Genomic DNA, 21,482 nt, shown 5'->3' on the forward strand with positions numbered 1-21,482 from the left:
GCCCCAGCGGCGCGCGACGTCGTCGCGCAGCACGCCGGCGCGCGCGCTGCCCTCGGCCAGCGCGGGCATGTGCGCGCGCTCCAGCCCGCAGGCCTGCAGCAGGGGGTCGCTCCAGGCGCGCGCGCCCACGTCGAGCCACAGCGTTCCCGAGGCGTCGGACATGTCGCTCACGGCCTGGCCCGTGAGCTGCAAGCGCAGCCAGTCCTTGGGCAGCAGCACGCGGCGGATTTGCGCAAACAGCGCCGGTTCATGCGTGCGCAGCCACAGCAGCTTGGGCGCGGTAAAGCCCGGCATGGCGCGGTTGCCGGTGATCTGTCGCGCCGCAGGAACGGCGCGCTCCAGGGCGGCGCATTCGGCGTCCGCGCGGCCGTCGTTCCAGAGGATCGCCGGGCGCAGCACCTGCTCCTGCGCACCGAGCAGCACGGCGCCGTGCATCTGGCCCGACAGGCCGATGCCGCGTATCTGGCGCCACGCGGCCGGGGCCTGCGCGCGCAGCTGCGCCACGGCGCGCTCGAGCGCGGCCAGCCAGTCGGCGGGGTGCTGTTCGCTCCAGGTCGGCTGCGGGCGGTGCTGCGCCAGGGCGGCGTCGGCCGTGGATTGCGGCTGCTGCCGTTCGTCCAGCAGCAGGAGCTTGACGCCGGAGCTGCCCAAATCGATTCCGAGGTACATGGTCGTTCCTTCAGCGGGGTTGTCCAGCGCATCCTATGGCGTATTACGCCGTGGTCTGGCGCACGGCCCGCTCCCAGTTGGCCATCAGCTCCTGCGCGCGGGCGCTGTCCAGGCTGGGCTCGAAGCGGCGCTCGGCGCGCCACAGCTGCGCGATCTCGTGCGTGCTGCGGTACACGCCGCTGGACAGGCCCGCCAGGTAAGCGGCGCCCAGCGCGGTGGTTTCGATCACCGCGGGGCGCAGCACCGGGATGCCCAGCAGGTCGGCCTGGAACTGCATCAGCAGGTCGTTCGCGCAGGCGCCGCCGTCCACGCGCAGTTCATGCACCGGGGCGGCGCCTGCGGCTGCGGCGTCGCGGCCCATGGCCTGCAGCAGCGCAGCGCTCTGATAGGCGATGCTCTCGAGCGCCGCGCGCGCAATATGGGCCAGCGTGCTGCCGCGCGTCAGGCCCGTGATGGTGCCGCGCGCGTCGGGCTTCCAGTACGGGGCGCCCAGGCCGGTGAAGGCCGGAACCAGCAGCACGCCGCCCGCGTCGGGAACGCTGCGCGCCAGGGCCTCGACCTCGCCGCTATGGGCGATGGCGCGCAGGCCGTCGCGCAGCCACTGCACCACGGCGCCAGCGACGAAGACGCTGCCCTCCAGCGCGTAGGCCCGCTCCGGCGCGATCTGCGCCGCGCTGGTGGTCAGCAGGCCGTTCTGGCTGGTCTGGAATCGGGCGCCCAGGTGCATGAGCATGAAGCAGCCCGTGCCATAGGTGTTCTTGGTCATTCCCGCGCCAAAGCAGGCCTGGCCGAACAGCGCGCTTTGCTGGTCGCCTGCGACGCCGCCGATGCGGATGCCGTGGCCCAGCAGGTCGGGCGCGGTGTCGCCAAAGTGCGCGCTCGACGGCAGGACCTCGGGCAGCAGCGACCGGGGGATGCGCAGCAGGGCCAGCAGCGCGTCGTCCCAGCGGTTCTCGTGCACGTCGAACAGCATGCTGCGCGCGGCGTTGCTCACGTCGGTCGCGTGCAGCTGGCCGTGGGTGAGATTCCACATCAGCCAGCTGTCCACGGTGCCAAAAGCCAGCTCGCCGCGTTCGGCCTGCGCGCGCGCGCCGGGAACATGGTCGAGCAGCCATTGCAGCTTGCTGCCCGAGAAGTAGGCGTCGATCAGCAGGCCCGTTCTCGCCTGGATCGCGGCGCCGTGGCCCTGCGCACGCAGCTGCGCGCACGCGGGCTCGGAGCGCCGGTCCTGCCAGACGATGGCGTGGTGCACGGGCTGGCCGGTCTTGCGGTTCCACAGCACGGTGGTTTCGCGCTGGTTCGTGATGCCCACGGCGCGCACGGCGCTGGCGGCGATTCCCGCCTGGTGCAGCGCAGCGCGCGCCGTGGCCAGCTGGGTGCGCCAAATCTCCAGCGGGTCGTGCTCCACCCAGCCGGGCCGGGGATAGATTTGCGTCAGCTCCAGCTGCGCCTGCGCGACGCTGCGGCCCTGTTCGTCAAAGACGATGCTGCGGGAGCTGGAAGTGCCTTGGTCGAGCGCGAGCAGATAGGTCATGGGGGCGGGCAGGGAGTGGATGAGAGCGCATGCAAACGCGGGCGGGGGTGGCTGGCAGATTCTCCAGATGCCAGTCCGTATCGCTGACGATGAATGCCTCATCAGTCAACGAAGGACGGATCTCTTCAGGAATGATCCGGCCCAGGTGCGGGATCGAGATCAGGACTGGAACAATGCCGGCATGGAGGTCGAAGACGGGAACGGTCATGGGGGCCTTTTTCAGGAAGATACAGGAGGAGCGTCGTTGGCTTGCGACCGCACCACGATGGAGTCGGAGGACAGATGGGGCATAGCCTTGTGCAGGGCCGGCAGCAGTTCGCGCCGCATGGACTGGTGCGTGAGGTTCACGATTTCGTCGGCCGTCCGCGTCCATTCCGCGTCGCGGCACAGCAGGTGGAAGTCCCGGTATCCGAGCCGGGCGGCGGGTAGCGTCAGCACCTGCACTTGATCCAGCCAGGCGCGCGACTGCCATAGGCACAGCGGTGTGCTGATGGCCCAGCCCAGCCCCGCTGCCACCATGCTGAGCAGCGGGTCCGTGGCGTCGAACGCGAAGCGCTGAGGCATTTCCAGCCCCAGGTGCCGCAGAAAGCGCTCGACCTGCTGGCCGATCACCGAACGCGTGGTGTAGCGGATCAGCGGCAGCGCGCCGGCGCGCTCCTTCAGGTCGCGCAGGTGGGTGATCGGGTCGAGCGGGCGCCCCGGCGCAAAGACGGCCACCCAGGATTCAGAGAACAGCAGGCGGTGCGAGACCCGTGCATCCGTGGGCAGCTCGGTGCAGACGGCCAGATCCAGGTCGCGGGCCAGAAGCTGGGCATTCAGGCCCGGCGTGAGGCCGGACCACAGCTGCAGCTGACGCGCGGATGCCGACAGCGCACGGATGAGCGATGGTCCCACCGTCGCAGCGAATGAATCCACGCAGCCGAGACGGATCTGCGCGTGATCCTGGCGGACGCTCTGGCGCAGGCGGTCCGCGATGGTGCGCGCATCTGCCAGCAGGCCGTTGGCCATCTCCAGCAGCAGCTCCCCTGCGCGGGTGGCGCGTGCCGGCCGCACCTCGCGATCAAGCAACTGCACGCCGTACGCCGATTCGAGCACCTTGATGGTCTGGCTGATGGCACTCTGGCTCACGCCCAGCCGCTGGGCCGCAGCGGCCATCGAGCCCGACGCACAGACGGTCACGAAGGTATCGAGCGCGTGGAGGTCAGGCAGTGCGTGTGCACGCCGCACCGGCGGGCCACCGGCTTGCAGAGATGCAGGGGCCTTGCGGGTCATGGTGGATGGATGTTCCTCTTGAAAGGTCCGTGGAACCGAACCTGAAATAAAACAGATATTGATCTTTATATTTACTTCAGTAAAGGCCGAAAGAAAGCAGCGCTCCTAAGCTGGCGTCCATTCGTCCACCACGCGGGAACAGACATGGAAAGTTTTGACGCAATCGTGATCGGCGCCGGTGTCATCGGCAGCTCGGTCGCCTACCATCTGGCCCACCTGGGCTGCAAGAAGGTACTGGTTCTGGAGCGCACACAGATCGGCTCCGGCACCACGTCTCAGTCCAGTGGCATCCTGCGTACCCACTACTCGGTCATCGAGAACGTGCGGCTGGCACAAGCGTCCTGGGAGGTGTTCAACGACTTCCAGAACTACCTGGGCGACGCGGACGCCGCCTCGGGCCTGGTCCAGTGCGGCTACCTGATTGCCGCGCCCGAAGGCCCCAAACTCGCGCCGCTGGAGGCCTCGCTCAAGGCACAACGGGCCCAGGGCATCGAGGTGCAATTTCTCAGCCGCGAGCATGCGTCGGAGTTGCTGCCCATCGCCCGCTTCGACGACGCCGCGCTGATCGGCTACGAGCCGGAGGCTGGCTTCGCCGATGCCTACCTGGTCGCAACCAGCTTCGCCCGGGCGGCGCGCCGTCAGGGCGTCAAGATCATCGAGGGTGTGGCAGTCGAGAAACTGCTGCTCGAAGGCGGCAAGGTTGCCGGCGTGCAGACCGCGGTGGGCACCTTCTTCTCGGGCACGGTCATCAGCACCCAGAACATCTGGGCGACCGACATCGAACGCTGGACCGGCATCCCCTGCCCGGTCGTGCCCGAGCGCCACAGCGTGCTGGCGCTGGAAGGACCCCGGGCCTACACCTCCCGGATGCCGGTCTGCAAGGACCTGGGATCGCCCGGCATGCTGTACTGCCGGAGCTACGGCGGCACCCAGATGCTGGTGAGCGAAGGCATCGTCGGCGAGACATTGCCCACGCCGGACAACGCGCAGGGCGACGTCAGCATGGACTACATGCTGGAAGTCGGCGGCCAGGTGGCCGAACGCTTCCCCTCCTACGAAACCGCTGGCGTGGCCTCGTCGTGGACCGGCGTCTACGACGTGACACCCGACTGGAACCCCGTGCTTGGCCGCCTGCCGGATCTGCCGGGCCTGGTCGTGGGCTATGGCTTCTCGGGCCACGGCTTCAAGCTGTCGCCCGCGGTGGGCCGCCTGCTCGCCCAATCGGCCCTGGGCCTGAAGACCGAGGTGGACATCACCCCCTATGCACTCGAGCGCTTTCGTACCGGCAAGCTGCTGACCGGAAAGTATGGGCTGGGTGCCGTCTCCTGACGACTGCCCCGGCAGCATCCTCCCCCGGATTCGAAGAACAGACCATGCACATGTCAGTCTGGCTTGCCTGGCGGGCAGCCTGCCCACGGCCTGGCAGTTGTACCTGCCCCAGCAATGGGCCGATGACAGGGTGCGGCGCGAGAAGGCCGGTGTGCCCGAACCTGCCCTACCCACGCATTACAAGCCTCGCGGAAGCCCCGCGCACGCAGCGCCACGTCCGATCGTCGATCACAACTTTGCGGCTGCGTATGGTTCGCGTCGATGGCAATGACGCGTTTGCCGGCGCGTGCCAAATAGATGGATCGCGAGCGTGGCACCGGCACAGCGCGCGCCAACAATCAGGGCGTCCAACACGGAGGGACTTCTTTTAGAGTGAAGCCGGGAATCGTTGAAAGAGCACCGAAGCGTTGACACCTCCGAACCCGAACCCGTTGGATAGGGCAATCTGGATGGGGGTACGACGCGCCGTCGGCCCGATCAGATCGAGGCCCATCGCGCACTCGTCGAGGTGCTCCAGATTGAGCGTGCCAGGCAGAACTCCGTCTCTGAGCGCAAGAACGGAGAACACCGCCTCGATGGCACCCGCCGCTCCCAGCAAATGCCCCGTCGCCGATTTGGTGGAGGAAATGGCGGGGCCTGCTGCTCCTGTTCCGAACACTGTCTTCAAGGCAGCGATTTCTCCGGCATCGCCAACCGGCGTCGATGTAGCGTGCGCATTCACGTAGTCCACACGATTTGGCGCCATTTCCGCCATTGCCAGGGCCAGCTTCATCGCCCGCACGGCACCCGAGCCATCATCGGGGCCGGCCGTTATGTGATAGGCATCCGAGGTGGTTCCGTAGCCGATGACTTCGGCGATCGGGCGAGCGCCGCGCGCAACTGCATGGTCCAGCGCCTCGACCACCAACATGGCTGCGCCTTCACCCATCACGAACCCGTCACGGTCGCGATCGAAGGGGCGCGAAGCACGAGTCGGTTGATCGTTGAAGCTTGTCGACAAAGCCCGCGCCGCCGCGAACCCGCCAATGCTCACTTTGTCAAAAGCCGCTTCGGCGCCGCCGGCCAACACGATGTCCGCCTCCCCAGTGCGGATCAGGCGCATCGCGTCGCCAATCGCCTGCACGCTGGCCGCGCAGGCCGTTACGGGGCAACCAATCGCCCCCGAAACTGATGCTTGATCGATATTTGTCCAGCCGCCAGGTTCGACAGGAAAGACGGAATAGTGAAAGGCGACAGCCTCCGCACGCCAGGACTTTCGCCCGTCCTGACCGCATGGGCCAGCGCGGGAAATCCGCCGATGCCCGACGCAACGATGGTCGCAGTTCGCTCACGATCATGGTTCGTTTGCGGGATCCATCCGGCATCTGTCAGCGCCTCGTCAGCGGCGACCATCGCCATCTGGATGAATCGAGCCATCTTCTTCAACTCCTTTCTCGAAGTCGAGATTTCAGGATCGAAACCACCCTCGGGATCGGTGGTCCTGTCCTGCACAATCCCGCCAACCTTGGCGGGAAGATCGTCGGCAATCTCGTCCGCCAGAAGGCGCAGCCCGGAGCATCCGCCAATGAGGCGCCGCCACACCAACTCCACACCGCAACCGAGAGGAGAAACAATGCCGAGCCCGGTCACAACCACTCGGCGCGTCATGCAATCTCCTTCATTCGGCTCATGCTCCTCTGAGCGGCATCGCTCAAGCTCTTGCGAACACACTGGAGATTCGGGCCATCGAAGTGACCGACAACAGCGTGGGCGATGCACCCATGCTGCCCGAGTTGCTGAGCCAGATCCCACCCGATGAAGCGGTGGCCAGCGTCAGTGGGGACGGTGCCTACGACACCAAGGCGTGCCATGCGGCGATCGTTCAACGTGGGACGCAGGCGGTGATTCCTCCGCGCAAGAACGCCCAAGCTTGGAAGGCCACGCTCTCGGGAGCGACGGCTCGCAACGAGGCGCTCAAAGCCTGCCACAGGCTGGGGCACAGCATCTGGAAGAAGTGGAGCGGCTACCACCGCCGCAGCCTGGTGGAGACCAAGATGCATTGCTTCAAGCGCCTGGGCGAGCGGGTGATGGCGCGCACGTTTGAGCGTCAGGTGGTGGAGTTGCATGTGCGGGTGGCTCTGCTCAACCGCTTCACGCAACTCGGGCGCCCGCCAACGGTGCCCGTGGCTGCTGTGGCATAGCTGCGCCTGGGGTTGGGATCATCTCGTTCTTCTTCCGACTTGTGCAACAAAGCCGCATTGTAGGGGTGGTACGCCCAAACCGCCGGAATTTCCGGCCGGTGTGGGGTGTCCTTTGAGGTTTCAAGTTGATGGAGGCGTTTGTTCTTGCTTCGTGCTGGATTTTGCGTATGCCACTGGACTGCGAGCCAGCGAAAGTGCTTGCGCCGGACCTGTGCGTGGCCCTCGGCATCTCCGGCGCCATCCAGCATCTGGCCGGCATCAAGGATGCCAAGTGCATCGTTGCCATCAACAAGGACCCGGATGCACCGATCTTCCAGATCGCGGACTACGGCATCGTGGGCGACCGGTTCGATGCACTGCCCGCGCTGCAGTCCGGCCTGCCTGCGGCAACAGCCTGAGAGCCGAAGCAAAACATCGTCCGGGTCTCGCCAGAGGGCGGCGGTGGCCCCAACGACCCAGGCACGTAGCCCGCACCGTCGCATCGCCCTGGCACAGGCCCGGTCCGCGGCCACCGCGGGTCGGGCCTTCGTTCATGCGGCACGGTGCGGGTACACGATGACCGACAGGAACTTGATCGGAAACTTGAGCAACTTCTCTGGCCCGTGCGCCACCTTGCCATCGAAGGTCAGCGAGTCGCCTGGTTCGAGCACATAGGTCTGGTTGCCACTGCGGTACGCGATGCATCCGCTGAGCATGTAGAGGAACTCGGTGCCAGGGTGCTGGAACGTGGGGTACCGCTGAGAGTCGTCTTCCATCGTGATGAGGAACGGCTCGAACAGCTTCACTGCGCCCTGCCCATAGGCGAGCAGGTGATAGGTATGTCCGCTTTTGGTGCCACGGCGCACCACTTCCATACCCGCACCTTTCCTGACGTGCTGGGCGCTCGAGGTTTCGGCGTCGTACTTGCTGAACAGCACGGACATGGCCACGCCCAGCGCACGCGCGATGCGCGCGAGCGTATCCATGCCGGCCATCGTGCTGCCGGTCTCGATCTTCGAGAGCATGCCTCGACTGATCCCCGCGAGTTCGGAGACTTCCGCGATGGTCAGCCCCTCTTTCAGACGGAGTTCGCGGATAGCCGCGCCGACCGATTCCTCCAGCGCAGTCATGCGGCTTTCGTTGCTGTTTTCCATGGTCGAGAGCTTGGACAGGTTGGATGCGGATGCATCCCATAATAAATTCACAGCAGGCATATTAGTTGCATTGCAGGAATCATGACGACGGAATGCCCCAGATAGGTGAAACGTCCCTCTGGTAGTCCCGCCCTTTCTTGCATCAGGAGCTTGACTCGTGAAATCAGACCCATCAGTCCTTTTGGCACCGTCGTCCGGCGAACTGGTGAAGCCGCCCCGGTTCGAAACCGTAGAACAGGCCCAGGAGTACTTGCGAACCGCAGGCATCAGCTATGTCCTGGCCCAATTCGTGGACATCCACGGCGTGGCAAAGGCCAAGTCCGTGCCCGTCTCCCACTTGCCCATGGTGCTGGAGGCTGGCGCGGGTTTTGCCGGCTTTGCCATCTGGGGCGTCGGCATCGAGCCCAACGGCCCGGACTTCATGGCCGTGGGTGACTTGTCCACCCTGACGACCGTGCCCTGGCAGCCGGGCTTGGCGCGCATCGTCTGCGAAGGCAACGTACAAGGAAAGCCGTGGGCCTACGACAGCCGCGTCACGCTGCGAAAGCAGATCGCCCGGCTGGCTGAGCGCGGCTACACGCTGTTCACCGGACTGGAGCCCGAGTTCTCGCTGCTGCGCCGCGGTGAGCACGGCAGCATCGCGCCGTGCGATCCAAGTGACACGCTGGCCAAGCCCTGTTACGACTACAAGGGTCTGTCACGCACCCGCGAGTTCCTGGAGCGGCTGTCCAACGTGCTGCGCGCCACGGGCATCGACGTCTACCAGATCGACCACGAAGACGCCAACGGGCAGTTCGAGCTGAATTTCACCTATGACAACTGCCTGACCTCGGCCGACCACTTCGTGTTCTTCAAGATGGCGGCATCCGAGATCGCCAACGAACTCGGCCTGGTGTGCTCCTTCATGCCCAAGCCGTTTGCCAACCGGCCGGGCAATGGCATGCACATGCACCTGTCGATCGGTGACGGCAAGCGCAACCTGTTCGAGGACAAGGGCGATCCGCGCGGCCTGGAGCTGTCTCAGCTGGCCTACCACTTCCTCGGCGGCCTGCTGGCCCATGCCCCGGCGCTGACCGCGCTGTGCGCGCCGACCGTCAACTCCTACAAGCGGCTGGTGGTCGGCCGCTCATTGACGGGCGCAACCTGGGCGCCGGCCTACATCAGCTACGGCGACAACAACCGCTCCAGCATGATCCGCATCCCCAAAGGCCGGCTTGAGTTGCGCCTGCCCGACGGCTCGGCCAACCCTTACCTGGCCACCGCAGCCGTCATCGCGGCCGGCATGGACGGCATGGACCGCCAGCGTGATCCGGGCGCACCGCAGAACACCAATCTCTACGAATGGACAGATACCCAGCTGGCCAAGGCTGGCATCGGGCTGCTGCCGCAGAGCCTGGGAGCCGCGCTCGACCAGTTCGAGGCCGACCCGGTGATCTTCGAAGCCCTCGGCCCCGTCGCCCCCGAATTTCTCAAACTCAAGCGCATGGAGTGTCTGGAGTACCAGCGCCATGTCTCCGAGTGGGAAATCAAGCAATACCTTGAATTCTTCTGAAAGGAAAACCGCCATGTGCGGAATTGTTGGACTGCTCGTAAAAAAGCCTGCGCTGCGCGAGCAGTTGGGCCAACTCACGGTCCCGATGCTGATCGGAATGACCGAGCGCGGCCCGGACTCTGCCGGCCTTGCGATCTTCACGCCCCCGCTGACAGGCAGCCGCAAGAAGGTCAGCGTGTTCTCCGGCGATGTCGAGGGCGGTGATCATTACGACTGGCATGCGTTGGTGCGCGCGCTGAACCAGGCGCTGAATGCGCAGGCAGAGGTCGCGGTCAAGGGCAAGCACGGCATCGTTTCGTTCGCGCTCGAAGCAGAAGCGGTCAGGACCTGGATCAAGGGCTACGAACCACTGCTCAAGGTGTTCTCGGCGGGCAAGAGCATCGACCTCTACAAGGACGTCGGGACGCCCGCCGAGGTCGCCGCACGCTATGGCTTTGGCAACTTCCAGGGCACCCACCTGGTCGCGCACACCCGCATGGCCACCGAGTCGACGGTCACGCCCGACCGCGCCCATCCGTTCACCGCCGGCGAGGACTTCTGCCTGGTGCACAACGGCTCGCTGTCGAATCCCAACGGCATCCGCCGCATGCTGGCGCCTTACGGCATCGGCTTCGACACGGACAACGACACCGAGGCAGCCACCCGCTTCCTGGAGTGGCGTCTGCGCGAAGGCGATGCGTTGAAGGATGCGCTCCAGAAGGGTTTCGAAGTCCTCGACGGCTTCTACACCTTCCTGATGGGTACCCCCACCGAACTGGCCCTCATCCGCGATCCGTTCGCCTGCAAGCCGGCCGTAGTCGCCGAAACCGACGACTACGTTGCCATTGCTTCCGAATTCCGTTCCCTGGCGCACCTGCCGGACGTCAGGAACGCCCATGTCTTTGAACCCGCCCCCGAGGAGATGTACGTATGGCAAGCCTGAAATTCGACTTGGCCGAAACGCCGCTGCGCGAGGTCAACCAGTTCCTGCACAAGGAAGCCCCGGGCAGGCCCGGCCTGGAGGTCTCGATCGCCAATCCGAACGGCGCCCATGCCATCGCCGCAGGCCTGAACGCGCCGATCGGCGTGACCATCGACGGCCATGCCGGCTACTACGTCGCTGGCATGAACCAACAGGCCAACGTCACCATCACCGGCAGCGCCGGCACGGGTGTGGCCGAGAACATGATGAGCGGCAAGGTCCATGTGAAGGGCTTCGCGTCGAACGCCGCCGGCGCCACCGCTCAGGGAGGGCTGCTGGTCATCGATGGCGACGCCGGACTGCGTTGCGCCATCTCGCTCAAGGGCGCCGACGTGGTGGTTGGCGGCTCGGTCGGCAGCTTCTCGGCCTTCATGGCGCAGGCCGGCAACCTGGTGGTCCTGGGCGACGCTGGCGAAGCGTTGGGTGACTCGATCTACGAAGCGCGGATCTTCGTGCGCGGCAAGGTCAAGAGCCTGGGCGCCGACTGCGAGGAAAAGCCGCTCGGCGAAGCCGAACGCGACCTTCTGGCCGGTCTGCTCAAGCAGTCGGGTCACGGCGACGTCGATCCCTCGGCTTTCAAGCTCTATGGCTCGGCCCGCACGCTCTACAACTTCCATGTCGATAACACAGGAGCTTACTGACATGAGCGCATCCTCCGAATCGAAGACCAGCGCGCCCCACGTCCCGCAGACCCTGCCGCGGTTCTCGGCCACGTTCGATAAGCAAACGCTGTCGGAGATCCGCCGCGCGGCCGCCACGGGCATCTATGACATTCGTGGCGCGGGCACCAAGCGCAAGCTGCCGCACTTCGACGACCTGCTGTTCCTCGGCGCGTCGGTCAGCCGCTATCCGCTCGAAGGCTACCGCGAGAAGTGCGGCACCGACGTCGTCCTCGGCAACCGCTTCGCCAAGAAGCCGCTGCATCTGAGGACGCTGGTGACGATCGCCGGCATGAGCTTCGGTGCGCTGTCGGCGAATGCCAAGGAAGCACTGGGGCGCGGCGCCAGCATCGCCGGCACCAGCACCACCACCGGCGACGGCGGCATGACTCCCGAAGAGCGCAGCCAGTCCCGGCACCTGGTCTACCAGTACCTGCCGTCGCGCTACGGCATGAACCCGGACGACCTGCGCAAGGCCGATGCCATCGAGGTGGTGGTCGGCCAGGGCGCCAAGCCGGGCGGCGGCGGCATGCTGCTGGGCCAGAAGATCAGCCCGCGCGTGGCCAGGATGCGTTGTTTGCCGCAGGGCATCGACCAGCGCTCGGCCTGCCGCCACCCGGACTGGACCGGCCCGGACGACCTGGAAATCAAGATCCTGGAGCTGCGCGAGATCACGGACTGGGAAAAGCCGATCTACGTGAAGGTCGGCGCCACGCGCCCCTACTACGACGTGGCGCTGGCGGTGAAAGCCGGCGCCGACGTGGTGGTGCTCGACGGCATGCAGGGCGGCACGGCTGCCACGCAGGAAGTGTTCATCGAGCATGTGGGCATCCCGATCCTGGCGGCAATCCGCCCGGCGGTGAAGGCTCTGCAGGACCTGGGCATGCACCGCAAGGTGCAGCTCATCGTGTCCGGCGGCATCCGCAACGGCGCGGACGTGGCCAAGGCCCTGGCACTGGGCGCCGATGCCGTGGCCATTGGCACCGCTGCCCTGGTCGCGCTGGGCGACAACGACCCGCGTCATGAAGAGGAGTACCGCGCACTCGGCAGCACCGCCGGCGCGTACGACGACTGGCACGAAGGCAGGGACCCGGCCGGCATTACCACGCAGGATCCGGTACTTGCCGCACGCCTGGACCCGGTGCTGGCCGGCCGTCGGCTGGCCAACTACCTCGCGGTGATGACGATGGAGGCCCAGATCATCGCGCGGGCCTGCGGCAAGTCGCACCTGCACAACCTGGAGCCGGAAGACCTGGTGGCGCTGACGCTGGAGTCGGCCGCCATGACGCAGGTGCCGCTGGCAGGCACCAGCTGGTTCCCCGGCCAGACGTTCTGATCCGCGGCGCGGACCGATGGGGCAGGCCCGTCTTGCGTTGGCTTTGAACCGGAAAAACATCCCATGACCACTTTCATCCTGCGCCGGGGCCAGCCAGGCTGCGCATCCTGCCCTGCCCGCGGCGCACGCACCCTGGGGCTTGCAGCAATTCTCCCCGGGGCATCCTTCAGCGCGCTGGCCGCGGATGCACCGGCGGTGCTCAACAGCGGCGACACCAGCTGGCTGCTCGTCTCCAGCGTGCTCGTCCTGATGATGCTGGTACCCGGCCTGACGCTGTTCTACGGCGGCATGGCGCGGACCAAGAACGTCCTGTCACTGTTCACGCAGTGCTTCGCCATCGCTGGCGTCATCGGCCTGCTCTGGACGGTCTACGGCTACAGCCTGGCCTTTGGCGACACCACCGGCATGCAGGCCGGCACGGTCAACCTGCACAGCTTCATCGGAGGATTCGGAAAGCTCATGCTGCACGGCGTCGGCCGCGACAGCCTGACGGGCACCATCCCCGAAAGCCTGTTCGCCATGTTCCAGTTGACTTTCGCCTGCATCACGCCGGCGATCATCGCGGGAGCCTTCGCCGAGCGGATGAAGTTCTCATCCGTCCTGCTGTTCTCGGCACTCTGGACCACCTTCTGCTACATCCCGCTGGCGCACATGGCCTGGAGCGGCCCGGGCGGGCTGCTGTTCGACTGGGGCATCCTCGAGTTCGCAGGCGGCACCGTGGTCCACATCAATGCGGGCGTAGCAGGTCTCGTCGCCGCACTGGCCCTGGGGCCGCGCAAGGGCTACCCGCAGACGGCCATGCCGCCGCACAACCTGGTCTTCACTCTGGCGGGTGCCGCCTTGCTATGGGTTGGCTGGTTTGGCTTCAACGTGGGCTCTGCCGTCGCGGCCAACGACAAGGCCGGCATGGCGACGCTGACGACGCAGATCGCCGCCAGTACCGGCATCCTCGGGTGGCTGCTGGCCGAATGGATCCGGAGCGGCAAGCCGAGCGCGCTGGGCGCTGCCTCCGGTGCGCTGGCGGGCTTGGTCGGCATCACCCCGGCCTGCGGCTTCGTCGGTCCGTCTGGTGCCTTGGTCATCGGCTTCGTCGCCGCGCTGTCCTGCTTCTTCGCCATTGGAGCGCTGAAGCGCCGACTCGGCTACGACGACAGCTTCGATGCCTTCGGCCTGCACGGGGTGGGCGGCATCGTCGGCTCCATCCTGACCGGTGTATTCGCGCCGCTCGCCATGGGCGGCTTCGAGGAGCTTGCATTGGCCAGCCAGCTGTGGATCCAGGTCAAGAGCGTGCTCTTTACCGTGGCGTACTGCGCCATGGTGACCTGGGTGCTGCTGAAAATCACCGGCCTGCTGACCGCAGGGCTGCGCGTCAGTGCCGAACAGGAGCAGATCGGCCTCGATCAGACCGAGCACAGCGAGCGCGCCTACAACCCTTGAAGGTCGCGGGGAACACGGATTCACACGCTCTCAGTCGGCCAGGGTGCAGGCCACCCCGGCCTCCTGCAGCAGCGCGGGGAAGGGCTCGGGCGGCGGCGCGTCGGTGAACAGGCGGTCGATCTGCGCGAGCCGGGCCAACTGCACCATCGCCGGGCGGTTGAACTTGCTGTGGTCGGCCGCGAGCCAGACCTCGCGCGCCTGTTCGATGATGGTTTGCGCCACCTTCACCTCGCGGTAGTCGAAGTCGCGCAGCGAGCCGTCGGACTCCAGGCCCGAGATGCCGATGAGCGCGATGTCCACCCGGAACTGGCGGATGAAGTCCACCGTGGCCTCGCCGACGATGCCGCGGTCGCGCGTGCGCACCACCCCTCCGGTGACGATGACCTCGCACTCGGGGTTGCCGCTCAGGATGGCGGCCACGTTCAGGTTGTTCGTGATCACGCGCAAGCCCCGGTGCTGCAACAGCGCCCGGGCGATGGCCTCGGTGGTCGTGCCGATGTTCAGGATCAGCGAGCAGTCGTTGGGCAGCTGCCGCGCGACGGCGCGCGCAATGCGCGTTTTGCTTTCGGCGTTGAGCGTTTCGCGCTGGGTATGCGCCAGGTTCTCCACGCTCGAGCCGGGCACGCGCACGCCGCCGTGAAAGCGCGTGAGCAGGCCGGATTCGGCCAGCCGCTGCACGTCGCGGCGCACGGTCTGCAGGGTCACGCCCAGGGTTTCGGCCAGGTGTTCGACCGTGGCGGACTTGCGCGCGCGGACTTCTTCGAGCAGCAGCAGTTGTCGGGGGTTCGTATTCACGCGCATTCGGGGGCAGAAGGGTTCGGATACTGTAAATCGGGGCAAAAGAAATCCATCAAGGGTTGTTCCTGATTCAATGCGATCAGAAAAGAACAAAAATGAACGAAATAGAAAACAGGCGGCGCCCGCTCCAACCCCCTGCGGCGGCGCGGGATTCACACGGCCCCGGGGACGGCCAGGAAAGGTGGCGGGATGCGGCTGGCGTTGGACGGCGTAGCCAAGAAGGTGGGGGCGCAGACCTGGCTGCATGACGTGAGCCTGGCCTTGCCCGGCGGCGTCACCGTGCTGCTGGGCGCCACGCAGGCGGGCAAGACCAGCCTGATGCGCATCATGGCCGGGCTGGACGCGCCGACTGCGGGCCGCGTGCTGGTCGATGGCGTTGACGTGACCGGCACTCCCGTGCGCAAGCGCAATGTGGCCATGGTGTACCAGCAGTTCATCAACTACCCGGCGATGACGGTGGCGGCGAATATTGCGTCGCCCCTGCGGCTGCGCGGCGCCAAGGACATCGACGCCCGGGTGCGCGAGATCGCCCGCCGCCTGCATATCGAGACGTTTCTGGAGCGCCATCCGGCCGAGCTCTCGGGCGGCCAGCAGCAGCGCGTGGCGCTGGCGCGTGCGCTGGCCAAGGGCGCGCCGCTGGTGCTGCTCGACGAGCCCCTGGCGAACCTGGACTACAAGCTGCGCGAGGAACTGCGCGAAGAGCTCGGCGAGCTGTTTGCCGCCGGGCAGTCAACGGTGGTCTACGCCACCACCGAACCGGCCGAGGCCCTGCTGCTGGGCGGCCATACGGCGGTGCTCGGCGCGGGCCGTTTGCTGCAATACGGTCCCACGGCCGAGGTGTTCCACGCGCCCGATTCGCTGTGCGTGGCGTGCGCCTTCAGCGATCCGCCGATGAATCTGCTGGCTGCGTCGGCCAGCGCCCAGGGCGTGCGCCTGGAGGACGGCGCGCAGCTCGCGCTACCCCTTGCGCAGGGCGCGGCAGCGGCCACCGGACTGACCGTGGGGCTGCGCGCCAGCGCGTTGCGCGTGCACGCCCGCCCGGGCGACGTGCGCGTGCACGGCGTGGTGGAACTGGCGGAAATCTCCGGCTCCGACACCTTCGTGCACGCCGCCACGCCCTGGGGGAGTCTGGTGGCGCAGCTCACCGGCGTGCACGGCTTTGCGCTCGGGGCGGCGATCACGCTGCATCTGGACCCGGCGCAGGCTTACGTGTTTGGCGCCGACGGCCGGCTGCTCTGCGCGCCCGCGCGCCGGGGAGGGGGCTGAGATGGCGCGCATCGGCCTGGATCTGGCGCACGCGTACCAGCCGCACCCGCAGCAGGACGGCGACTATGCGCTGCTGCCGCTCGCAATGGAGTTCGAGGACGGGGGCGCGTACGCGCTGCTCGGTCCCTCGGGCTGCGGCAAGACCACCCTGCTGAACATCATGTCGGGCCTGCTGCTGCCCTCGCAGGGCCGGGTGCTGTTCGACGGCCGTGACGTGACGCACGCCAGCCCGCAGGAGCGCAACATCGCGCAGGTGTTCCAGTTCCCGGTGGTCTACGAGAACATGACCGTGGCCGAGAACCTGGCGTTCCCGCTGCGCAACCGCAGGCTGCCCGGCGCGCAGATCCGCCAGCGCGTGGGCGCGATCGCCGAGATGCTCGAACTCAGCGGCCAGCTCGACCAGCGCGCGGCGGGCCTGGGCGCCGACGTCCGGCAAAAGATCTCGCTGGGCCGCGGCCTGGTGCGCCCCGACGTGGCGGCCGTGCTGTTCGACGAGCCGCTCACGCTCATCGACCCGCAGCTGAAGTGGCAGCTGCGGCGCAAGCTCAAGCAGATCCACCAGGAACTCCGGCTCACGCTGATCTACGTGACGCACGACCAGGTCGAGGCGCTCACCTTTGCCGACCAGGTGCTGGTGATGCGCCACGGCCGCGCGCTGCAGCTGGGATCGGCGGCGGCGCTGTTCGAGCGGCCCCGGCATGCGTTCGTCGGGCATTTCATCGGCTCGCCCGGAATGAACTTCCTGCCCGTGCAGGCCGACGGCGCCGGCCTCGACATTGCGGGCTGCCGACTGCCGGCCCCGGCCGGGCACGCCCTGCCGGCGGGCCCGCTGCAACTGGGCGTGCGGCCCGAGTACCTGACCCTGGCGGCAGCCGGGCAGCCCGGCGCGCTCGCCTGCACGGTGCTGCAGTGGCAGGACATAGGCACGCATCTGCTGCTCAGCGCCACGCTCGGCGGGCACCGGCTCAGGGCGCGCCTGGACCCGCAGACGCAGCCCCCCGCGGTGGGCGCCACCGTCTGGCTGCAACTGCTCGGGGCGCACACCTGCTTTTTTCAGAACGAGGAACTGCTCGCATGAACCCGACGACCAAGCCCGTGAACCAGAAGGCCTGGTGGCTGATTCTTCCGGTCATCGTCTGCGTGGCCTTCTCCGCCATCGTGCCGCTGATGACGGTGGTCAACTACTCGGTGCAGGACATCATCTCGCCCGAGCGCCGCGTGTTCGTGGGCACCGAATGGTTTGCCGCCGTGCTGCGCGACGAGGAATTGCACGCCGCGCTGTGGCGCCAGCTCGGGTTCTCGCTGGCGGTGCTGGCGCTGGAACTGCCGCTGGGCGTTGCGCTGGCCCTGGCCATGCCCGTGCAGGGCTGGAAGTCCTCCGCGGTGCTGGTGCTGCTGGCCCTGTCGCTGCTCATCCCGTGGAACGTGGTGGGAACCATCTGGCAGATCTACAGCCGCGCGGACATCGGCCTCATGGGCCGCGTGCTGCAGCAGCTCGGCATCGACTACAGCTACACCGGCAACGCCACCCAGGCCTGGCTCACGGTGCTGCTGATGGACGTCTGGCACTGGACGCCGCTGGTCGCGCTGCTGGCGTTCGCGGGGCTGCGCGCCATCCCGCACGCGTACTACCAGGCGGCGTGCATAGACGGCGCGAGCCAGTACGCCGTGCTGCGCCACATCCAGCTGCCCAGGCTGCGCGGCGTGCTCATGATCGCGGTGCTGCTGCGCTTCATGGACAGCTTCATGATCTACACCGAGCCGTTCGTTCTCACGGGCGGCGGGCCGGGCAATGCCACCACCTTCCTGAGCCAGTACCTCACGACCAAGGCCGTGGGCCAGTTCGACCTGGGCCCCGCGGCGGCGTTCTCGCTGATCTATTTCCTCATCATCGTGCTGCTGTGCTTCGTCCTCTACAACGGGATGCAGCGCGTGGGCAGCGGCCGCGACGCAGGGACCGCAGATGCATGAAAAGCGCTTTCACAAGCGGTCGCTGCTGCTGATCGCGTACCTGGTGTTCGCCATGCTGCCCATCTACTGGATGCTCAACATGAGCTTCAAGACCAACGCGGAGATCCTCTCGACCTTCTCCTTCTTCCCGCAGCATTTCACCTGGGACAACTACCGGACCATCTTCAGCGACGCATCCTGGTACATGGGCTACGTCAACAGCCTGATCTACGTGGGAATGAATACCGTGATCTCGCTCGGCGTGGCGCTGCCGGCGGCGTATGCGTTCTCGCGCTACCGCTTCCTGGGCGACAGGCATCTGTTCTTCTGGCTGCTGACCAACCGCATGACCCCGCCCGCCGTGTTCCTGCTGCCGTTCTTCCAGCTCTACACGAGCGTGGGATTGATGGACACGCATATCGCCGTGGCGCTGGCGCATCTGGTGTTCAACGTGCCGCTCGCGGTGTGGATTCTGGAAGGCTTCATGAGCGCCATCCCGCGCGAGATCGACGAGACCGCGTACATCGACGGCTACGGCTTTGCCCACTTCTTCGTGCGCATCTTCCTGCCGCTGATCAAGGCCGGGGTCGGCGTGACGGCGTTCTTCTGCTTCATGTTCAGCTGGGTCGAGCTGCTGCTCGCGCGCACGCTCACCAGCGTCAACGCCAAGCCCATCGTGGCCACCATGACGCGCACCGTGAGCGCGTCCGGAATGGACTGGGCCACGCTCGCGGCAGCGGGCGTGCTGACCATCGTTCCCGGCGCCATCGTGATCTGGTTCGTGCGCCATTACATCGCCAAGGGATTCGCGATGGGCCGCGTGTGAGGAATGTATGGGGAGGACGCAGCATGTTCGAATGGATGGCCTGGACGCTGCCGGTGGCGGTGTTTTTCTTCTGCATCGTGCTGCTGCTCATCGGCATGACGGTGTGGGAAATCAAATCGCCCAGCTGCCCGCGCAAGGGCTTTTTGCCGCTGGAGACGACCCGCGGCGACCGGCTCTTCATCGGCCTGCTCGTGGCGGCCTACGTGAACCTGTTTTTTGTCGGCATCGGCGGCCGGCTGGCGCAGTGGTTCAGCCTGCAGGGCGAGCCCTCGGTCTGGATCGGCTTTGCGTTGGCGCTGGCGCTGCTGGCCCTGATCATGCGCAAGGGATGACGTGTGTGCGTCGCGCGATCCGACCCTTCCCCGGAGCCGCGCGACCCTTTCAAAGGGGGAGTTGACCATGAGGAGACAGATACCATGAAGACACGGTTCACGGCGTTGGCATGCGCCATGGTGGCCATGGCGGGCGGATGCGCCATGGCGGGCGAGGTCGAGGCCAGAAAATGGATAGACAGCGAGTTCCAGCCCTCCACGCTGAGCAAGGACCAGCAGCTGGCCGAGATGAAATGGTTCATCGGCGCGGCCAAGAAACTCCAGGCCAAGGGCGTGAAGGAAATCTCGGTGGTGTCCGAGACCATCACCACGCACGAGTACGAATCCAAGACCCTGGCCAGGGCCTTCGAGGAAATCACCGGAATCAAGGTCCGGCACGACCTGATACAGGAAGGCGACGTGGTCGAGAAGTTGCAGACCTCGATGCAGTCGGGCCGGTCGATCTACGACGGCTGGATCTCCGACTCGGACCTGATCGGAACGCATTACCGCTACGGCAAGATCATGAGCCTGAGCGACTACATGGCCGGCGCAGGCAAGGAGTACACCAGCCCCGGAATCGACCTGAAGGACTACATCGGCACCCGGTTCACGACCGCCCCCGACGGCAAGCTGTACCAGCTGCCGGACCAGCAGTTTGCCAATCTGTACTGGTTCCGTGCCGACCTGTTCGAGCGCCAGGACTTCAAGGATCAGTTCAGGGCCAAGTACGGCTACGAGCTGGGCGTTCCGCTGAACTGGAGCGCCTACGAAGACATTGCCGAGTTCTTCAGCCGCGACGTGAAGAGCATCGACGGCAAGCCGATCTACGGCCACATGGACTACGGCAAGAAGGACCCGTCGCTGGGCTGGCGCTTTACCGACGCCTGGCTGTCGATGGCCGGCGCTGCCGACGTTGGCGCGCCCAACGGCCTGCCCATCGACGAATGGGGCATCCGCGTGGCCGACGACAAGTGCACGCCCGTGGGCGCGTCGGTGGCGCGCGGCGGCGCGACCAATTCGCCGGCGGCCGTCTACGCGCTGGGCAAGTACGTCGACTGGATGAAGAAATACGCGCCCAAAGAGGCCATGGGAATGACCTTTGGCGAGGCCGGCCCGGTGCCCGCGCAGGGCCAGATTGCGCAGCAGATCTTCTGGTACACCGCGTTCACGGCCGACATGACCCGGCCCGGCCTGCCCGTGGTGAACGCCGACGGAACGCCCAAATGGCGCATGGCCCCCGGCCCCAACGGCCCGTACTGGAAGCCGGGAATGCAAAACGGCTACCAGGACGTCGGCTCCTGGACCTTCTTCAAGAACCACGACGCGAACAAGATCGCCGCCGCCTGGCTCTACGCGCAGTTCGTGACGGCCAAGAGCACGTCGCTCAAAAAGACCCTCGTCGGCCTGACGCCGATTCGGGAAAGCGACATCCAGTCGCAGGCCATGAGCGACATGGCGCCCAAGCTCGGCGGGCTGGTCGAGTTCTACCGCAGCCCCGCCCGCGTGGCCTGGTCGCCGACCGGAACCAACGTCCCCGACTACCCCAAGCTGGCGCAGCTGTGGTGGAAAAACGTGGCGCAGGCGGTGAGCGGCGAGAAGACCCCCCAGGGCGCGATGGACCAGCTGGCCGAGGAAATGGACCAGGTGCTGGCCCGCCTGGAGCGCGCCGGAATGGCGCATTGCGCGCCCAAGCTCAACCCCAAGGGCGACAGCGCCAAATGGCTCAGCGACAAGCAGGCCCCCTGGGCCAAGCTGGCGAACGAAAAGCCCAAGGGCGAAACCATTGCCTACGGCAAGCTGTTGCAGGCCTGGAAGGACGGCAAGGCACGCTGACTCCCCCGGCGCCGCGCCGCGATCCCCTCCCATGACCGCTGCCCCCGCTCCTGCGCCCACGCGCCGCGCCGCGCTGCTGGACCGTCTGGCGCGCGCGCCGCGCTACGACCTGGCGGTGATCGGCGGCGGCGCGACGGGCCTGGGGGTCGCGCTGGACGCGGCGGCGCGCGGTTTCAGCGTGGTCTTGGTGGATTCGCACGACTTCGCCCAAGGGACCTCGTCGCGCGCCACCAAGCTGGTGCACGGCGGGGTTCGCTACCTGGCGCAGGGGAATATCGCGCTGGTGCGCGAAGCGCTGCACGAGCGCGCGAGCCTGCTGCGCAACGCGCCGCATCTGGCGCAGCCCCTGCCGTTCGTGCTGCCCTGCTACCACTGCTGGGAGGTGCCCTTCTACGGCACCGGACTCATGCTGTACGACGCCTTGGCGGCCCGG

At 66.6% G+C, this 21,482-nt stretch carries 18 protein-coding genes and 4 pseudogenes; 16 read left to right on the forward strand and 6 right to left on the reverse strand.

What is annotated here, in order from left to right; genetic code table 11:
- The 3 genes from VTU_RS0107230 to VTU_RS0107240 all read right to left on the reverse strand — a co-directional run.
- A partial coding sequence (locus VTU_RS0107230; protein WP_010102775.1) for an FGGY family carbohydrate kinase occupies window positions 1-669 on the reverse strand: 669 nt, incomplete at its 3' end.
- Window positions 670-712: 43 nt separating this feature from the next.
- The gene (glpK, locus tag VTU_RS0107235; protein ID WP_010102776.1) at window positions 713-2,203 is read right to left on the reverse strand and encodes a glycerol kinase GlpK; all 1,491 of its coding nucleotides are present in this window, start codon (window positions 2,201-2,203) and stop codon (window positions 713-715) included.
- A 219-nt stretch (window positions 2,204-2,422) separates the two neighbouring features.
- Complete coding sequence (locus VTU_RS0107240) at window positions 2,423-3,475, reverse strand: LysR family transcriptional regulator (RefSeq protein ID WP_010102777.1); 1,053 nt, start codon at window positions 3,473-3,475, stop codon at window positions 2,423-2,425.
- Window positions 3,476-3,619: 144 nt separating this feature from the next.
- Between VTU_RS0107240 and VTU_RS0107245 the strand changes: the two genes are divergently transcribed.
- A complete protein-coding gene (locus tag VTU_RS0107245; RefSeq protein WP_010102778.1) occupies window positions 3,620-4,804 on the forward strand; it encodes an NAD(P)/FAD-dependent oxidoreductase in 1,185 nt (394 codons plus the stop codon).
- Window positions 4,805-4,856: 52 nt separating this feature from the next.
- Window positions 4,857-4,994 (forward strand): annotated as a pseudogene (locus VTU_RS34395) (transposase); the annotation flags it as partial.
- Window positions 4,995-5,171: 177 nt separating this feature from the next.
- Here the strand turns inward: VTU_RS34395 and fabF are convergent.
- Window positions 5,172-6,451, reverse strand: a pseudogene (gene fabF / locus VTU_RS26420) (beta-ketoacyl-ACP synthase II).
- 53 nt (window positions 6,452-6,504) lie between these two features.
- Here fabF and VTU_RS26425 point away from each other — a divergent pair.
- Together VTU_RS26425 and VTU_RS0107260 are read left to right on the forward strand one after the other, a co-directional pair.
- Window positions 6,505-6,984: pseudogene (locus tag VTU_RS26425) on the forward strand (IS5 family transposase); the annotation flags it as partial.
- Window positions 6,985-7,175: 191 nt separating this feature from the next.
- Window positions 7,176-7,382: pseudogene (locus VTU_RS0107260) on the forward strand (FAD-binding protein); the annotation flags it as partial.
- 132 nt (window positions 7,383-7,514) lie between these two features.
- Here the strand turns inward: VTU_RS0107260 and VTU_RS0107265 are convergent.
- Window positions 7,515-8,117, reverse strand: coding sequence for a helix-turn-helix domain-containing protein (locus tag VTU_RS0107265; protein ID WP_010102782.1), 603 nt, complete (start codon window positions 8,115-8,117; stop codon window positions 7,515-7,517).
- Between the two features lie 181 nt (window positions 8,118-8,298).
- On the opposite strand from VTU_RS0107265, the gene glnT reads away from it, so the two are divergent.
- The 5 genes from glnT (at window position 8,299) to VTU_RS0107290 (ending at window position 14,062) form a co-directional block, all read left to right on the forward strand.
- A complete protein-coding gene (glnT, locus tag VTU_RS0107270) occupies window positions 8,299-9,669 on the forward strand; it encodes a type III glutamate--ammonia ligase (protein WP_010102784.1) in 1,371 nt (456 codons plus the stop codon).
- A 13-nt stretch (window positions 9,670-9,682) separates the two neighbouring features.
- A complete protein-coding gene (locus VTU_RS0107275) occupies window positions 9,683-10,591 on the forward strand; it encodes a class II glutamine amidotransferase domain-containing protein (RefSeq protein WP_010102786.1) in 909 nt (302 codons plus the stop codon).
- Window positions 10,579-11,271, forward strand: a complete 693-nt coding sequence (locus VTU_RS0107280; RefSeq protein ID WP_010102787.1) for a GltB/FmdC/FwdC-like GXGXG domain-containing protein — start codon at window positions 10,579-10,581, stop codon at window positions 11,269-11,271. The genes VTU_RS0107275 and VTU_RS0107280 overlap by 13 nt, the downstream gene beginning before the upstream one ends.
- Before the next feature lies 1 nt (window position 11,272).
- The gene (locus VTU_RS0107285) at window positions 11,273-12,625 is read left to right on the forward strand and encodes an FMN-binding glutamate synthase family protein (protein WP_010102788.1); all 1,353 of its coding nucleotides are present in this window, start codon (window positions 11,273-11,275) and stop codon (window positions 12,623-12,625) included.
- 63 nt (window positions 12,626-12,688) lie between these two features.
- Entirely contained in the window at window positions 12,689-14,062 is a 1,374-nt protein-coding gene (locus VTU_RS0107290) for an ammonium transporter (RefSeq protein WP_010102789.1), read from the forward strand.
- Between the two features lie 30 nt (window positions 14,063-14,092).
- On the opposite strand, the gene VTU_RS0107295 is transcribed toward VTU_RS0107290, so the two are convergent.
- On the reverse strand, window positions 14,093-14,857 hold the full coding sequence (locus tag VTU_RS0107295) for a DeoR/GlpR family DNA-binding transcription regulator (protein ID WP_029554177.1): 765 nt from the start codon (window positions 14,855-14,857) through the stop codon (window positions 14,093-14,095).
- A gap of 192 nt (window positions 14,858-15,049) precedes the next feature.
- Here VTU_RS0107295 and VTU_RS0107300 point away from each other — a divergent pair, with 192 nt between their 5' ends.
- From VTU_RS0107300 to VTU_RS0107330, 7 genes are all read left to right on the forward strand, one after another.
- Entirely contained in the window at window positions 15,050-16,126 is a 1,077-nt protein-coding gene (locus tag VTU_RS0107300) for an ABC transporter ATP-binding protein (protein ID WP_010102791.1), read from the forward strand.
- Between the two features lies 1 nt (window position 16,127).
- Window positions 16,128-17,204, forward strand: coding sequence for an ABC transporter ATP-binding protein (locus VTU_RS0107305; protein ID WP_010102793.1), 1,077 nt, complete (start codon window positions 16,128-16,130; stop codon window positions 17,202-17,204).
- A complete protein-coding gene (locus VTU_RS0107310; protein ID WP_010102794.1) occupies window positions 17,201-18,097 on the forward strand; it encodes a carbohydrate ABC transporter permease in 897 nt (298 codons plus the stop codon). The genes VTU_RS0107305 and VTU_RS0107310 overlap by 4 nt, the downstream gene beginning before the upstream one ends.
- Window positions 18,090-18,902 (forward strand): carbohydrate ABC transporter permease, encoded by an 813-nt coding sequence (locus tag VTU_RS0107315; RefSeq protein WP_010102795.1) that lies wholly within the window; start codon window positions 18,090-18,092, stop codon window positions 18,900-18,902. Before VTU_RS0107310 ends, VTU_RS0107315 begins: the two co-directional genes overlap by 8 nt.
- 23 nt (window positions 18,903-18,925) lie before the next feature.
- Window positions 18,926-19,234, forward strand: coding sequence for a DUF2160 domain-containing protein (locus VTU_RS0107320; RefSeq protein WP_010102796.1), 309 nt, complete (start codon window positions 18,926-18,928; stop codon window positions 19,232-19,234).
- A gap of 84 nt (window positions 19,235-19,318) precedes the next feature.
- Entirely contained in the window at window positions 19,319-21,049 is a 1,731-nt protein-coding gene (locus VTU_RS0107325; protein WP_010102797.1) for an ABC transporter substrate-binding protein, read from the forward strand.
- Window positions 21,050-21,080: 31 nt separating this feature from the next.
- Window positions 21,081-21,482: FAD-dependent oxidoreductase (locus VTU_RS0107330; protein ID WP_010102798.1), on the forward strand; the 402-nt coding region annotated here is incomplete at its 3' end.

The organism is Verminephrobacter aporrectodeae subsp. tuberculatae At4 (genome assembly GCF_000193225.1).
Taxonomy (GTDB): domain Bacteria; phylum Pseudomonadota; class Gammaproteobacteria; order Burkholderiales; family Burkholderiaceae_C; genus Acidovorax; species Acidovorax aporrectodeae.

Bases quoted from the DNA above. Each gene is read 5' to 3' on its own strand.
- VTU_RS0107325 (WP_010102797.1), top strand. From the start codon at position 19,319: ATGAAGACACGGTTCACGGCGTTGGCATGCGCCATGGTGGCCATGGCG.
- VTU_RS0107265 (WP_010102782.1), bottom strand. From the start codon at position 8,117: ATGGAAAACAGCAACGAAAGCCGCATGACTGCGCTGGAGGAATCGGTC.
- VTU_RS0107310 (WP_010102794.1), top strand. From the start codon at position 17,201: ATGAACCCGACGACCAAGCCCGTGAACCAGAAGGCCTGGTGGCTGATT.
- VTU_RS0107275 (WP_010102786.1), top strand. From the start codon at position 9,683: ATGTGCGGAATTGTTGGACTGCTCGTAAAAAAGCCTGCGCTGCGCGAG.
- VTU_RS0107305 (WP_010102793.1), top strand. From the start codon at position 16,128: ATGGCGCGCATCGGCCTGGATCTGGCGCACGCGTACCAGCCGCACCCG.
- VTU_RS0107300 (WP_010102791.1), top strand. From the start codon at position 15,050: ATGCGGCTGGCGTTGGACGGCGTAGCCAAGAAGGTGGGGGCGCAGACC.
- VTU_RS0107245 (WP_010102778.1), top strand. From the start codon at position 3,620: ATGGAAAGTTTTGACGCAATCGTGATCGGCGCCGGTGTCATCGGCAGC.
- glpK (WP_010102776.1), bottom strand. From the start codon at position 2,203: ATGACCTATCTGCTCGCGCTCGACCAAGGCACTTCCAGCTCCCGCAGC.
- VTU_RS0107285 (WP_010102788.1), top strand. From the start codon at position 11,273: ATGAGCGCATCCTCCGAATCGAAGACCAGCGCGCCCCACGTCCCGCAG.
- VTU_RS0107240 (WP_010102777.1), bottom strand. From the start codon at position 3,475: ATGACCCGCAAGGCCCCTGCATCTCTGCAAGCCGGTGGCCCGCCGGTG.
- VTU_RS0107320 (WP_010102796.1), top strand. From the start codon at position 18,926: ATGTTCGAATGGATGGCCTGGACGCTGCCGGTGGCGGTGTTTTTCTTC.
- VTU_RS0107290 (WP_010102789.1), top strand. From the start codon at position 12,689: ATGACCACTTTCATCCTGCGCCGGGGCCAGCCAGGCTGCGCATCCTGC.
- VTU_RS0107280 (WP_010102787.1), top strand. From the start codon at position 10,579: ATGGCAAGCCTGAAATTCGACTTGGCCGAAACGCCGCTGCGCGAGGTC.
- VTU_RS0107315 (WP_010102795.1), top strand. From the start codon at position 18,090: ATGCATGAAAAGCGCTTTCACAAGCGGTCGCTGCTGCTGATCGCGTAC.